The following is a 13797-nucleotide window of genomic DNA, read 5'->3' as shown; positions in this document are numbered from 1 at the left end:
ATGTTCCTAGTAGGTCCGATTTGCCCTGTGCGGCTTGTCACCGCCACGGGACCTCCGCCGATCTCCACCGGACCAAAGCCCTGCGACCCGGCTCACACGGGAGCTACGCTCCGCCCCGTGGACGCATCCGTGGGGATCCGGCTGGCCTCGGGGGTCGTGACCCCCCTCGTGAAGAAGCTCTTCCGCGGGGAGGGGGCGGGCGCCGGCCTCGTCGACCGGCCCGTGCGGATCTCCTCGTACGTCTCCCTGCGCGAGCAGCGCGTGCTGTCCCGGGACGACCTGCGCCGGCTCGCCGACCAGCTGGTCGCCGAGGCCTTGCGGGCCCCCGGCGAGCAGCCCCTGCCGCCGGGCGAGGAGGCCGGTGTCGCGGCCGCGCTGGCCGTCACCCTCCACTCCCTCGGCGACCTCGCCCTCAAGGACGTCCAGGCGGTCGAAATGGGCCCGCGGGCCTTCGCCGCCGCACTGCGCGGGGCCGCGCCCGCCACGGGCCTCGGGCGGGACGCGCAGCTCTTCCACGACCGGCTGCTGGAGACGACCTGCCTGCACATCCTGCAGTTCTTCACGACCCGCTCGACCTTCATCCCGGCGGCCCTGGTCGAAAGCGCCCACCGCCAGGCCGAGACGATCGCCAAGATCGACGCCCTGCTCGCGCGGATCCCCCGCCAGGACGGCCGGGACACGGAGTTCGAAGCCAGGTACCTGGAGTACCTCGCCCAACGGCACGGCACCCTGACGATCTTCGGGATCGACCTGGCGCCGGGCTCGGCGCGCTGGCCGCTGGACGCCGCGTACGTGAGCCTGGAGGTGGTCTCCCCCGGCCCGGCCGGGAGTGACCCGGGCGCCGGGCCCGTCCGCTGGCCCGCGGCCCCGCGGTGGCTGTCCGCAGGCTCCCGCGCCTCGGACGCGAGTCCGCACGACGGTCACCGCGTCCTTCTGCGCGGTGAGGCCGGGTCCGGCAAGACCACGCTGATCCAGCAACTCGCCGTCTCCGCCGGCCGGGAGGGGACCGCGGCCGGCCTCGTCCCGTACGTACTGCCCCTGCGGACGCTGACCCGGCACGGGGGGCCGCTGCCCGCCGCCGAGGACTTCCTGGCCGCCACCGCGCTCAAGGGGCAGTCGCCGGAGGGCTGGGAGGACCGGGTCCTGCGCGCGGGGCGCGGCCTGATCCTGGTCGACGGCATCGACGAGATCCCGGAGACCGAGCGGGCCCGCGCCCGTGACTGGCTCGTCGACCTCTTCGCCGCCTACCCCGGCAACCGCTGGCTGGTCACCTCCCGGCCCTCGGCGGTCCGCCCCGACTGGCTGGCCCGCGAGGAGTTCACCGAGCTGGCCCTCGTCCCCATGAACCGGGCCGCCGTGGCCGCCTTCGTCACCCGGTGGCACGCCGCGGCCGAAGCCGGCGAGGCCCTCCGCGACCAGTTGCTGGAATCCCTGGCCACCAAGCCGGAGCTGGCCCGGCTCGCCACCAACCCGCTGCTGTGCGGGCTGATCTGCGCCCTGCACCGCGAGCGCCGGGGCTTCCTGCCCTCGGGCCGCAAGGAGCTCTACACGGCCGCCCTGTCGATGCTCCTGCACCGCCGCGACCGCGAGCGGGAACTGCGGCTGCCGGAACTCGCCGAGGAGCCGCAGCTCCAGCTCCTGCAACGGCTCGCGTACTGGCTCATCCGCAACGGCCGCACCGAGATCGGCCGGGACCGGGCCACGGCCCTGATCACCGCCGCGCTGCCCGCCGTACCGGCCGCGCAGGCCCTGGGCGACGGCCGGGCCGTCCTACGGCACCTCCTGGACCGGACCGGCCTCCTGCGGGCCCCCACGGAGGACACCCTGGAGTTCGTCCACCGCACCTTCCAGGACTTCCTGGGGGCCCGGGCGGCCCTGGACGAGGGCAGCCTCGGCGAACTGACCCGGCACGCGGACGACGACCAGTGGGAGGACGTCATCCGCATGGCCGTCGCCCAGGGCCGCCCCCGCGAACGCGCGGCGATCATCGGGGACCTCCTGGTCCGCGGCTCCGACCGGGCCGTGCTGCTCGCCCTCGCCTCCCTGGAGTACGCCGCCGAGCTGGAGCCCGAGCTGCGCGAGGACGTCCGGACGGCCGCCCGGCGGATCATCCCTCCCGCGACCAAGGACGCGGCCGACACGCTCGGCCGGATCGGGCCCCTCATCCTGGACCTGCTGCCCCCCGGCGGGGACGCCCCCGATGACAGCGCCGTCCTGTCGGTGACCGCGGCCGTGGAGACGCGGTCCCCGGAGGCCCTCGGCTACCTCGCCGGATACGGCCGGCATGCCGACCAACGGGTTCGGGAGGCACTGGTCCGCGGATGGAGGAGGTTCGACGCCCACCAGTACGCCGCCCAGGTGCTCGCCCGCATGGAACCGCCGCCCGACCACGTCGTCGTCGACTCGGACGCCCGGCTGGCCGCGCTGACCTCCTTCACCGGCCCGCCCGGCCTGTTCATCGGCCGCGACGTCGGCCGGGAGGCCCTCGCGGGCTTCCTGGTCCGCCAGCCGGTGTCGGGACTGACCCTGTGGTACTTCGACGGCGGGACCGACGTGGAGTTCCTGCGCGGGCACACCTCGCTGCGGCGGCTCCAGATCAACGCCTGGTCGGAGCTGGCCGACCTGAGCCCGCTGCACGGGCTGCCCGTGGAGGAGGTCTCCCTCTACCTGGACAACTCCACCCCGCTCGGCCCGGCCCTCCAGACCTGGCCCCGGCTGCGCACGCTCGCGCTGACCGGAAGGAACGGCCCCTGGTCCTTCCGGGACTTCTCCGAGGAGTGCCGGCCGGAGCACCTCGACCTGACCGGTGTCGCCCCGGACCTGGCGGGCCTGGGACGCCTGCGGAGCCTGCGGGTCCTGGCGCTGGGCTTCGACTGGCGGCCCTCCGGGGCGGCCGCGTGGGCGGAGCTCTCGGCCCTGCGGGATCTGGAGGTCATCGAGGTGCACCCCGACGTGCTGGAGGACCTCGCGGCGTTCGGGGACCTGCCCTCGCTGCGGGAGGTGCGCTACTACGACGACGACAAGGAGCTCGATCCGGAGGTCGAGGAGCGGGTGCTCCGCCGTTTCCCGCACGCGCGGATGCATTTCCTGGCCGCGATGTACGACATCTGACCGGCGGCCGGACACGGCGAAGGGGCGGCCCCGGAACCTTTCGGTCCCGGGGCCGCCCCTTCGTACCGCTGAGAGCGGCTAGCGCTTACGCACCCTTGGTGAGGTCCGGGCCGGAGCCCGTCGCCTCGATGGGGGGAAGGTCCGAGATCGGAGTCTTCTCCTCACCGCGGAAGGTGAACTTGGCTTCCTCGCCCTCACCCTCCTTGCCGACGACCACGATGTGACCGGGGCGCAGCTCGCCGAAGAGGATCTTCTCCGAGAGCACGTCCTCGATCTCGCGCTGGATCGTGCGGCGCAGCGGGCGGGCACCCATGATCGGGTCGTAGCCGCGCTTGGCGAGCAGTGCCTTCGCGTCCGCGCTGAGCTCGATGCCCATGTCGCGGTCCTTCAGGCGGTCGTCCACCTTGGCGATCATCAGGTCGACGATCTGGACGATGTCTTCCTCGGTGAGCTGGTGGAAGACGACCGTGTCGTCGACACGGTTGAGGAACTCGGGCCGGAAGTGCTGCTTGAGCTCTTCGTTGACCTTCGCCTTCATCCGGTCGTATCCGGTCTTGGTGTCTCCCTGGGCCGCGAAGCCGAGGTTGAAGCCCTTCGAGATGTCCCGGGTACCCAGGTTGGTCGTCATGATGATGACCGTGTTCTTGAAGTCCACGACCCGGCCCTGGGAGTCGGTCAGGCGACCGTCTTCCAGGATCTGGAGAAGGGAATTGAAGATATCCGGGTGGGCCTTCTCGACCTCGTCGAAGAGGACGACGGAGAACGGCTTCCGGCGGACCTTCTCGGTCAGCTGGCCGCCCTCTTCGTAGCCCACGTAGCCGGGGGGCGAACCGAAGAGACGGGAAACCGTGTGCTTCTCGCTGAACTCCGACATGTCGAGGGAGATCAGCGCGTCCTCGTCGCCGAAGAGGAATTCGGCGAGCGTCTTGGAGAGCTCGGTCTTACCGACGCCGGACGGGCCGGCGAAGATGAACGAGCCACCGGGACGCTTCGGGTCCTTCAGACCCGCACGGGTACGGCGGATCGCCTGGGAGAGCGCCTTGATGGCGTCCTTCTGGCCGATGACGCGACGGTGGAGCTCGTCCTCCATGCGCAGGAGTCGCGAGGACTCCTCCTCGGTCAGCTTGAACACCGGAATGCCGGTCGCGGTCGCCAGGACTTCGGCGATGAGCTCGCCGTCGACCTCGGCGACGACGTCCATGTCGCCGGCCTTCCATTCCTTCTCGCGCTTGGCCTTCGCCGCCAGCAGCTGCTTCTCCGAATCACGGAGGGAAGCCGCCTTCTCGAAGTCCTGGGAGTCGATGGCCGACTCCTTGTCGCGACGCACGTTCGCGATCTTCTCGTCGAACTCGCGGAGGTCCGGCGGCGCGGTCATCCGGCGGATGCGCATCCGGGAGCCGGCCTCGTCGATCAGGTCGATCGCCTTGTCCGGGAGGAAGCGGTCCGAGATGTACCGGTCGGCCAGGGTGGCCGCCTGCACGAGGGCCTCGTCCGTGATGGAGACGCGGTGGTGGGCCTCGTAGCGGTCGCGCAGGCCCTTGAGGATCTCGATGGTGTGCTGGAGGGAAGGCTCCGCCACCTGGATCGGCTGGAAGCGGCGCTCGAGAGCGGCGTCCTTCTCAAGGTGCTTGCGGTACTCGTCGAGCGTCGTGGCACCGATGGTCTGGAGCTCACCACGGGCCAGCATGGGCTTGAGGATGCTGGCGGCGTCGATCGCGCCCTCGGCGGCACCCGCACCCACGAGGGTGTGGAGCTCGTCGATGAACAGGATGATGTCGCCGCGGGTGCGGATCTCCTTGAGCACCTTCTTGAGGCGCTCTTCGAAGTCACCGCGGTAGCGGGAACCGGCGACCAGGGCACCCAGGTCAAGCGTGTAGAGGTGCTTGTCCTTGAGGGTCTCGGGAACCTCGCCCTTGACGATGGCCTGGGCCAGGCCCTCGACGACGGCGGTCTTGCCGACGCCGGGCTCGCCGATGAGGACCGGGTTGTTCTTGGTCCGGCGGGACAGCACCTGCATGACCCGCTCGATCTCCTTCTCGCGCCCGATGACCGGGTCGAGCTTGGATTCGCGAGCTGCCTGCGTGAGGTTGCGGCCGAACTGGTCCAGGACGAGCGAGGTCGAGGGCGTGCCCTCGGCCGGGCCGCCGGCCGTGGCCGACTCCTTGCCTCCGCCGGAGTAGCCGGAGAGCAGCTGGATGACCTGCTGCCGGACTCGGTTGAGATCGGCGCCCAGCTTCACCAGGACCTGGGCGGCGACGCCCTCGCCCTCGCGAATGAGGCCGAGCAGGATGTGCTCGGTGCCGATGTAGTTGTGGCCGAGCTGGAGGGCCTCTCGGAGCGAAAGCTCCAGGACCTTCTTCGCCCGCGGGGTGAAGGGGATGTGGCCGGAAGGGGCCTGCTGCCCCTGTCCGATGATCTCCTCAACCTGCTGGCGAACAGCCTCGAGCGAAATCCCGAGGCTCTCCAAGGCCTTAGCGGCGACACCCTCACCCTCGTGGATCAAGCCCAGGAGGATGTGCTCGGTGCCGATGTAGTTGTGGTTGAGCATCCGGGCTTCTTCCTGAGCCAGGACGACAACCCGCCGCGCGCGGTCGGTGAACCTCTCGAACATCGTTTATCGCTCCTCAGAGCGGTCGGGCAGTTCGGGGTCGGTCCCCGCCCTGTCCTTCCGCATGCTAGTCCCGCGGGGCGGGACAGCTCATTCCAACTGCCGACATCCGTCCGCGGCTCACCCTCACGTCCGTGGGAAAACCCGGCTGTAAGTGCCGACAACTGCTCCAACCCGATGGTGCGAGACGATGTTCCCGCAGGCCAGGCAGATACCCGTCACACGTGTACGCCGATGGCGAACGGAAGCCGGTCTCGGACCCTGCAAAACAGCGTGTCGCCCCGATCCACTAGGAATGTCTTACCCGTATGAGCGGACGGTTCACGCCGGTGGACGACCGATCCCTCCGCTACGGGCGAACACGCTTCCGTCCTGAATGTGAGACTCCCGCGACTCGGACGTTTACGTTCCGCATTGGCACGAGTGCCCTGCGTCACATCACGCGTAACCCCGGAGCGTTTCCGCAGTTGCTCCGGACATGGCCCCCACCGCGCCGCCCGTCACCGTCCCGCTCCCCCGCGCTCCGATCGGGGGACCCGCGGCCGAAGCGACCGGAGCCGCCGACGCGCCGGCCGACTGGTACGCCCGCGTGCTCGGCTGGCCCGTGACCGCCGGACCGCCCGCGCAGCTGGTGACCGGGGTGCGGTTCGACGTACTGGAGCTGCCGGCCGATGCCGGCGCCGCGGTGCTGCACGGCCCCTGCCGCGACCTCACGGGCCCGGTGGCGCTCATGGGACGCAGGATGCGGTTCCTGGTGGCCCCGGGGAGCGCCGACGAGCTGGAGGGGCTGCTCGACTGGCTGGAGTGGGGCGGGGTGGCCCTGGATCTCGCCGCCCTGGGTGCGGGTGGCCGGATCACCGCTCCGACGCCGCCGGGACACCTGGTGGGGCCCGGGGAAGGCCCTCGGGGGGCCGCCGTGTGGCTGCGGCCCCCCGAGCAGGGGTGCGAGGCATCGCTGCCCGCCCTGCCCGCGGCGGGGCGGGGCTCCGGGCCCGGTCGTGGCGGGGACGCCGCCGGGCCCGGTCTCGTGCGCCTCGTCGCGGCGGCGGCGACGGAATGCCACCGGGCGCGGCTGCGTACGGCCTCTGCGCATCGCATCGGCACCGCGGTTCCGACCGGAGGTCAGCCGCGGTTCTCGTAAGCCTCGCGGATCTCCTGCGGAACGCGGCCGCGATCGTTGACGCTCATGCCCTGGGCCTTGGCCCAGGCGCGGATCTCGGCCGTGTCCGGGTTGCCGGACGTCGCGGCGGCGCGGCCGCCCTTGGTGCGACCCGCCGCGGCACGGCCACCGGTGCGGCGACCGCCCTTGGTGAACGGGTCGAGGAGGCCGCGGAGCTTTTCAGCGTTGGCGGTGGTGAGGTCGATCTCGTAGGTCTTGCCATCCAGAGCGAACGTCACCGTCTCGTCCGCCTCGCCGCCGTCGAGGTCGTCGACAAGAAGGACCTGAACCTTCTGTGCCACCGGGATTTCCTTTCATCGAAAAGCAGTACGCGGAAAGGAAACCGCTTTTGCCTGGAAAACACAAACCCCCCGTCACGGGTTCGGGTCCGCAACGGGTCGGGAAACGTGCGCGATTCGGACATAGGCCACGGAGCCGGGGCTCCGGTGAAATCCCTGCCGTGATCGATCAGAGGTGCAGAAGCATCCGGCTGTTGCCCAAGGTGTTCGGCTTCACTCGTTCGAGACCGAGGAACTCGGCGACACCCTCGTCATAGGAACGCAGCAGCTCCATGTACACATCGGTCTCGACCGGGGTCTCGCCGATCTCGGTGAAGCCGTGCTTCGCGAAGAAGTCCACTTCGAAGGTCAGGCAGAAAACCCGGCTGACGCCCACCCGCCGGGCGGTCTCCAGCAACTTGTCGAGCACCAGATGACCGACTCCCACGCCCTTCAAGTCGCGGTCGACGGCAAGAGTGCGGACTTCGGCCAGGTCTTCCCACATCACGTGGAGCGCACCGCAGCCGACGACCTGGCCATCGGAGTCGCGTTCGGCGACCCAGAACTCCTGGATGTCCTCATAAAGGACGACCGGCGCTTTGTCCAGCAGGATCCGCTGCTGAACGTACTGGTCGAGCAGGCGGCGCAGCGCGGGAACATCACCGGTGCGCGCTCGGCGGATCGTCACTGTTTTTGCATGTGCAGCGGAAAACTCACCCATGCCCGGACGTTATCGCCCCGTCCCGGTGCCCGGCGCCGCGGAGTCGCCTTCGGCATCGGGCGGCGCCGCCGGGGAGTCGGCCGAGTCCGCGGCCCCTTCGGGTTCCGCCGGCTGCACGATGCGCACGGCGTCCCTGAGCGCCTCGCGCTGTTCCGCCGACATCATGCCGAAGAAGGCCACGAGGGCGGCCGCGGGGTTGTCGCTCGTCGACCAGGCTTCGTTCATCAGTGCGGCCGAGTAAGCGGCCCGGGTGGAGACCGCCGTATATCGATAGGCGCGGCCTTCCGCCTCGCGGCGGACCCAGCCCTTCTGATGAAGATTGTCCATAACGGTCATGACCGTGGTGTACGCGATGGACCGTTCCTGCTGGAGGTCCTCCAGGACTTCACGAACGGTGACCGGGCGGTTCCACTGCCACACCCGCGTCATGACTGCGTCTTCGAGTTCTCCCAGGGGGCGAGGCACAGAAGCACGATAGTGCGGGTTGTGGTGAATTGCGCGGCTATCCGGGCGGCAAGGCGCAACAAAATCGGGCGCACGGCCGGTAAGCCGTACGCCCGTCCCCGTCGAGGGGGCCTACTTCCGGGGCTGGGACTGCTGGGCGGCCTCGGCGCGGGCGAGCACGGCGTCGACGGCCGCGTCCTCCTTGGCCTTGTTGGCACCGCCCTGACTCTTCACGATCACCACGATGAGCGCGATGAAGAACGCGGCCATCACGAAGGGGGGCACGAGCGCGGAAACGTAGTCCATGGCCCCCAGCCTAGCTACCCCGCCGCGCGCCCCGCCTCCGGGGGCGGGGCGGGCTTGCGGCGCGGCGGGAAGACCTCGCCCGGGGTCGGAACGGGGCGTGCGGGGCGGTCGGCGGGGCGCGGTTCGGGCTTCGGGCGCGCGGGGTCGTTCTCCTTCTCGGTGCCGCCCTTGCCGGTGCCGCCGGTGTCGGTGCCGCCCGCGAGGGTCAGCAGCCGGGTGCGCGGTGCGGGCGCCGTGGACAGCCTGCGGCGTACGGAGCGCTCCGCGATGGTCTGGGACCGCTCCAGCAGGGCTGCGGCGACCGGGTTGGCGCGCAGCGCCCGGAGGGCCGCGAGATCGTCCGGCACCGGTTCGTAGCCGGCGGCCAGGGCGTCCTGCAGGAGCTCCAGGTAGCCGGAGAGACTGCCGGGCAGGGCGGCTCTGTACCGCGCCAGGTCGGCCAGGAGGAAGGCTCTGAGCCTCCCCGCCTCCTGGACCGCGTCGTCCACCGACGCCGCGAGGCGCAGGCAGTCCTGGACCTCGACGGCCGTCAGTGGGGCCGTCGAGGACTGAAGGGCGTGAGCGAGCGAGCGCCTGAGCACGTGAAGCTCATCGGCGCCGAACGCCATGCCGCCGCGGGATCCGTAGGGCGTGGGCATGGGCCGAAGATACGCGCTAATCGGACAAAATCCCCTGAGGGGGACACGTAAGCGGCGCGTGTCCCGGTGGGAAAGAACCATGAAAGGACCGGGAAGGGATCGGGATGGGACCGGGATCGGACCGGGATCGGACCGGGAAAGGCCGCGAAAAGGCTCAGCCCGACTCTTTGACCACGCGCAGGAAATCGGCCCAGGCGGCCTGGGTGGTGGCGAGGACGAGGTGGGCCGGGTCGGCGCGGTCGGCCACGCGGACCAGGGTGCCGGGGGCGGCACTGACGTACACGCAGTTGTCCCCCTCGCCGCAGAACGAGGATTTCTGCCAGGCGGGCCGAGCGGTCATGACGTCTCCTCCGGTCACGGGCGCTGTGGCGCCGGGGACGGGCTCGCGGTACATGTCGTGGGGCGAAGGTATCCCCGCGGCGGCCGTGGTCCGGCCGTTTCCGGGGAAATTGTCATGGCGGGCGTCAGGACGCGGTAAGCACCGGGCGGTCCCCCGGGGTGCGCGGCCGCCCGTGGGACACGAGCGGCCCCCGGCCTCCTGAGGGAGGGCGGGGGCCGTCGGGGCGTCGGGTGCGACCGGGTCAGCCGAAGGCGGGTGCGTTGCGCTCGTAGACCAGCCGGAGGCCGATCAGGGTGAGCCAGGGCTCGTGGTCGTCGATGGCCTCGGCCTCGCCGAGGACGATCGGGGCCAGGCCGCCGGTGGCGATGACGCGGACGTCGTCGGGGACGCCGTTCGGGCCGGCCAGCTCCTTGGCCATGCGGTTCACGATCCCGTCGACCTGGCCGGCGAACCCGTAGACCACGCCCGACTGCATCGCCTCGACCGTGGACTTGCCGATGACGTTGCGCGGGCGGGCCAGCTCGATCTTGCGGAGCTGGGCGCCCCGTACGCCGAGGGCCTCCATGGAGATCTCGATGCCCGGGGAGATGACCCCGCCGACGTACTCGCCCTTGGCGGAGACCGCGTCGAAGGTGGTCGCCGTACCGAAGTCGACGACGATCGCGGGGCCGCCGTAGAGCTCGGCCGCGGCGACCGCGTTGACGATGCGGTCCGCGCCGACCTCCTTCGGGTTGTCCATCAGGATCGGGACGCCCGTCTTGGTGCCGGGCTCCACGATCACCGCCGGAACGTCCCCGTAGTACCGGCGGGTGACCTCGCGGAGCTCGTGCAGCACCGCCGGCACCGTCGAGCAGATCGCGATGCCGTGGATGCCGTCGCCCAGCTCGCTGCCGAGCATCGGGTGCATGCCCATCAGGCCCTGCATCAGCACGGCCATCTCGTCGGCCGTGCGGCGCGGGTCGGTCGAGACGCGCCAGTGCTCGACGATCTCGTCACCGTCGAACAGGCCAAGGACCGTATGCGAGTTGCCGACGTCGATGGTGAGGAGCACCGGTTACACCGCCTCGCGCAGATCGAGGCCGATGTCCAGGATCGGGGAGGAGTGGGTGAGCCCGCCGACGGCGAGGTAGTCGACGCCGGTCTCGGCGTAGGCGCGGGCGTTGTGCATGGTCAGGCGGCCCGAGGACTCCAGGATGGCGCGGCCGTGGACCAGCGCCACCGCTTCCTCGGTCTCGATGGGCGTGAAGTTGTCGAGCAGGATCAGGTCCGCTCCCGCGTCCAGGGCCTCGCGGACCTGCTGCAGGGTGTCCACCTCGACCTCGATGGGGAGGTCGGGGAACTGCTCGCGCACGGCCTTGAACGCCTCGCGGACCCCGCCCGCCGCGATCACGTGGTTGTCCTTGACCAGCGCCGCGTCGGACAGCGACATGCGGTGGTTGACGCCGCCGCCGCAGCGGACCGCGTACTTCTCCAGGCAGCGCAGGCCCGGGGTGGTCTTGCGGGTGTCGCGGACCTTGGCCTTGGTGCCCTCCAGCTCGTCGGCCCAGGCGCGCGTGGCCGTGGCGATGCCCGACATCAGGCAGAGCAGGTTCAGCGCGCTGCGCTCGCCGGTGAGCAGGTCCCGGGTGCGGGCCCGTACGGAGAGCAGCACCTGGCCGGCCTCGACGCGGTCACCGTCCTCGACGTGCCGCTCCACCTCGAAGGTGTCGGTGCAGACGACGGACAGGACGGCCTCGGCGACGCGCAGACCGGCGACCGTGCCGGCCTCCCGCGCGGTGAAGTCGGCCGTGGCGACGGCCTCCTCGGGGACGGTGGCGACGGTGGTGACGTCGACCCCGCCGTCGAGGTCCTCGGAGATCGCCATGTGCGCGATGTCCTCGACCTCGATCGGGTCCAGGCCCGCGTCCACGAGCAGCTGGGCGAGCGCCGGGTCCAGGCCGGTCTCCTCGCCCTCGCCGCAGGCGCAGTCGTCGCCGCAGCCGCCGCCCTCGCTCCGGTCGAGGATCGGGAGCTCCTCGTGCGGGTGGGTGTGGTCGTGCTTGTCGTGCTCGTGCGTGCTCACGGTTACCGCTCCAGGCTGTCGGTGCTGCGGGTGCTGTCGCTGCTGTTGCTGTTGCTGTTGCTGTTGGCGCTGCTCAGGGGGATCCGTACGGACGGGAAGTCCGCCGACTCCGTGGGGGTGACGACCAGGGCCCGGCGCTCGGTCTCCGACAGGCGCACGACCAGGTGGCGCCTCCAGTCGGTGTCGTCCCGGTCGGGGTGGTCCTCGCGCCAGTGGCAGCCGCGGGTCTCCGCGCGCCGCTGGGCGGCGGCGACCAGCACCCGGGCCACGCACAGGAGGTTGGTGGCCTCCCAGGTCTCGGTGCCGGGGACCGCCGTCTTGCCCCGGGTCTCCAGCTCCGTCAGCGCCGTCGCGTACAGGGCTTCGAGCGCGGCGGCGGCCCGGCGCAGGGACTCGGCGGAGCGGAGCACGCCCGCGCCGTCGGTCATGATGCGCTGGATCTCGTAGCGCGCCTCGGCGGGCTGGAGGGGGCCGGTGGCCGGGACGGGGATGCCGGGGCCGGTGCCCACGGGCGGGTTCCCGATGATGTCGTCGGCGATGCGCTCGGCGAAGACCAGGCCCTCCAGCAGGGAGTTGGAGGCCAGCCGGTTCGCGCCGTGCACGCCGGTGCAGGCGACCTCGCCGCAGGCGTACAGCCCGGGGACGGTGGTGCGGCCGTGCAGGTCGGTCCGTACGCCGCCGGAGGCGTAGTGCGCGGCCGGGGCGACGGGGATGGGCTCGGTGACCGGGTCGATGCCGTGCGAGCGGCAGGCGGCGAGGATGGTGGGGAAGCGCTGCTCCCACATCTCGGCGCCGAAGTGCCGGGCGTCCAGGTACATGTGCTGGGTGCCCTGCTCCTGCATGCGGCGCATGATGCCCTTGGCGACGATGTCGCGGGGGGCGAGCTCGGCGAGTTCGTGCTGGCCCGTCATGAAGCGGACCCCGTCGGCGTCGACGAGGTACGCGCCCTCGCCGCGGACGGCCTCCGACACCAGGGGCTGCTGGCCCTCGGCGTCGGCGCCGAGGAAGAGCACGGTGGGGTGGAACTGCACGAATTCGAGGTCGGAGACCTCTGCGCCGGCGCGCAGCGCGAGGGCCACCCCGTCGCCGGTGGAGACCGACGGGTTGGTGGTCGCGGAGAAGACCTGGCCCATGCCGCCCGTCGCGAGGATCACGGCGGGCGCGTGGACGGCGCCGACCCCGTCGTGCTGGCCCTCGCCCATGACGTGCAGGGTGACGCCCGCGGTTCGGCCTTCGGCGTCCAGGAGCAGGTCCAGGACCAGGGCGTTCTCGACGGTCTCGATGCCGGCGGCCTGGACCGCCTCGACGAGCGCCCGCGAGATCTCGGCGCCGGTGGCGTCCCCGCCGGCGTGCGCGATGCGGCGGCGGTGGTGGCCGCCCTCGCGGGTCAGCTCGATCTCGCCGGTCTCGGCGGAGGTGTCGAAGACGGCACCGGTCGCGATGAGGCGGCGCACGGCGTCGGGGCCCTCGGTGACCAGGAGCCGGACGGCGGCCTCGTCGCACAGGCCGGCGCCCGCGACGAGGGTGTCGTCGAGGTGCTGCTCGGGGGTGTCCCCGTCGCCGAGGGCGGCGGCGATGCCGCCCTGGGCCCAGCGGGTGGAGCCGTCGTCGAGCCGGGCCTTGGTGACCACGACGGTACGGCGGCCGGCGGCGGCGCAGCGCAGTGCGGCGGTCAGTCCGGCGACTCCGGATCCGACGACCACGACATCGGCGTCCACGGACCAGCCGGGCGCCGGGGCGTGGAGCCGTATGCCGGTGCTGGTGCCCGCTGTCGCGGGGCCTCTGCCTGGGGTGCTCACGGTTGTGCTCCGAACTCCAATGGGATGTTGTCGATCAGCCGGGTCGCGCCCACTTTCGCGGCGACGGCCAGCACGGCCTGACCGGTGAAGCCGTGGCCGGCCTCGGTGAAGTCCTGTGGGTCCACCAGCGCCAGGTAGTCCAGTACGAGCGGCGGATCGTGGCGGCCCGCCTCCTCCAGGACGTGCCGCGCGGCTGCTCGTACGGCCTCCGGCAGCCCGGCGCCCGCCGCGGCGACGGCGTGCGCGTCGGCGGAGGCGCGGATCTCTCCGAGCCGGGCCAGGCCGGTGGCCCGCTCGTCGCCGGCCGGCGGGGCCTGCGCCTCGGCGCGGG

13 protein-coding genes are annotated in these 13797 nt (G+C 71.5%); 2 read left to right on the top strand and 11 right to left on the bottom strand.

Features of this window, described 5'->3' with window-relative positions:
- The first annotated feature begins 117 nt into the window (after positions 1–117).
- Complete coding sequence (locus tag ABZY57_RS22895; RefSeq protein ID WP_356514730.1) at positions 118–3111, top strand: NACHT domain-containing protein; 2994 nt, start codon at positions 118–120, stop codon at positions 3109–3111.
- An 85-nt stretch (positions 3112–3196) separates the two neighbouring features.
- On the opposite strand, the gene ABZY57_RS22890 is transcribed toward ABZY57_RS22895, so the two are convergent.
- Positions 3197–5722, bottom strand: coding sequence for an ATP-dependent Clp protease ATP-binding subunit (locus ABZY57_RS22890; RefSeq protein ID WP_356514728.1), 2526 nt, complete (start codon positions 5720–5722; stop codon positions 3197–3199).
- A 475-nt stretch (positions 5723–6197) separates the two neighbouring features.
- Here ABZY57_RS22890 and ABZY57_RS22885 point away from each other — a divergent pair, with 475 nt between their 5' ends.
- The gene (locus tag ABZY57_RS22885) at positions 6198–6860 is read left to right on the top strand and encodes an SCO3374 family protein (protein ID WP_356514726.1); all 663 of its coding nucleotides are present in this window, start codon (positions 6198–6200) and stop codon (positions 6858–6860) included.
- Here ABZY57_RS22885 and ABZY57_RS22880 read toward each other — a convergent pair.
- The 10 genes from ABZY57_RS22880 to ABZY57_RS22835 form a co-directional block, all read right to left on the bottom strand.
- Positions 6842–7180, bottom strand: coding sequence for an Lsr2 family protein (locus ABZY57_RS22880; RefSeq protein WP_250752815.1), 339 nt, complete (start codon positions 7178–7180; stop codon positions 6842–6844). The two genes, ABZY57_RS22885 and ABZY57_RS22880, sit on opposite strands and share 19 nt — an antisense overlap.
- Positions 7181–7346: 166 nt before the next feature.
- Positions 7347–7877 (bottom strand): amino-acid N-acetyltransferase, encoded by a 531-nt coding sequence (locus ABZY57_RS22875; RefSeq protein WP_356514724.1) that lies wholly within the window; start codon positions 7875–7877, stop codon positions 7347–7349.
- 9 nt (positions 7878–7886) lie between these two features.
- Positions 7887–8342, bottom strand: a complete 456-nt coding sequence (locus ABZY57_RS22870) for a BlaI/MecI/CopY family transcriptional regulator (protein ID WP_356514722.1) — start codon at positions 8340–8342, stop codon at positions 7887–7889.
- 111 nt (positions 8343–8453) lie between these two features.
- Complete coding sequence (locus ABZY57_RS22865) at positions 8454–8627, bottom strand: hypothetical protein (RefSeq protein WP_356514720.1); 174 nt, start codon at positions 8625–8627, stop codon at positions 8454–8456.
- 14 nt (positions 8628–8641) lie between these two features.
- Positions 8642–9265: a hypothetical protein gene (locus tag ABZY57_RS22860; protein WP_356514718.1), complete on the bottom strand. Its 624-nt coding sequence runs from the start codon at positions 9263–9265 to the stop codon at positions 8642–8644.
- A 154-nt stretch (positions 9266–9419) separates the two neighbouring features.
- Entirely contained in the window at positions 9420–9605 is a 186-nt protein-coding gene (locus ABZY57_RS22855) for a DUF397 domain-containing protein (protein WP_356514716.1), read from the bottom strand.
- A gap of 241 nt (positions 9606–9846) precedes the next feature.
- Entirely contained in the window at positions 9847–10656 is an 810-nt protein-coding gene (locus tag ABZY57_RS22850) for a type III pantothenate kinase (protein WP_356514714.1), read from the bottom strand.
- A gap of 3 nt (positions 10657–10659) precedes the next feature.
- Positions 10660–11610, bottom strand: a complete 951-nt coding sequence (gene nadC, locus ABZY57_RS22845) for a carboxylating nicotinate-nucleotide diphosphorylase (protein WP_356514758.1) — start codon at positions 11608–11610, stop codon at positions 10660–10662.
- Between the two features lie 59 nt (positions 11611–11669).
- The gene (locus tag ABZY57_RS22840; protein WP_356514712.1) at positions 11670–13466 is read right to left on the bottom strand and encodes an L-aspartate oxidase; all 1797 of its coding nucleotides are present in this window, start codon (positions 13464–13466) and stop codon (positions 11670–11672) included.
- On the bottom strand, positions 13463–13797 hold a 335-nt coding region (locus tag ABZY57_RS22835; protein ID WP_356514710.1), incomplete at its 5' end, for a pantoate--beta-alanine ligase. The genes ABZY57_RS22840 and ABZY57_RS22835, both read right to left, overlap by 4 nt.

This window comes from Streptomyces sp. NPDC006450 (genome assembly GCF_040612195.1).
Lineage (GTDB): Bacteria > Actinomycetota > Actinomycetes > Streptomycetales > Streptomycetaceae > Streptomyces.
Note: the sequence above shows the minus strand (reverse complement) of the source record. Positions and strands in the feature narration are given on the sequence as shown.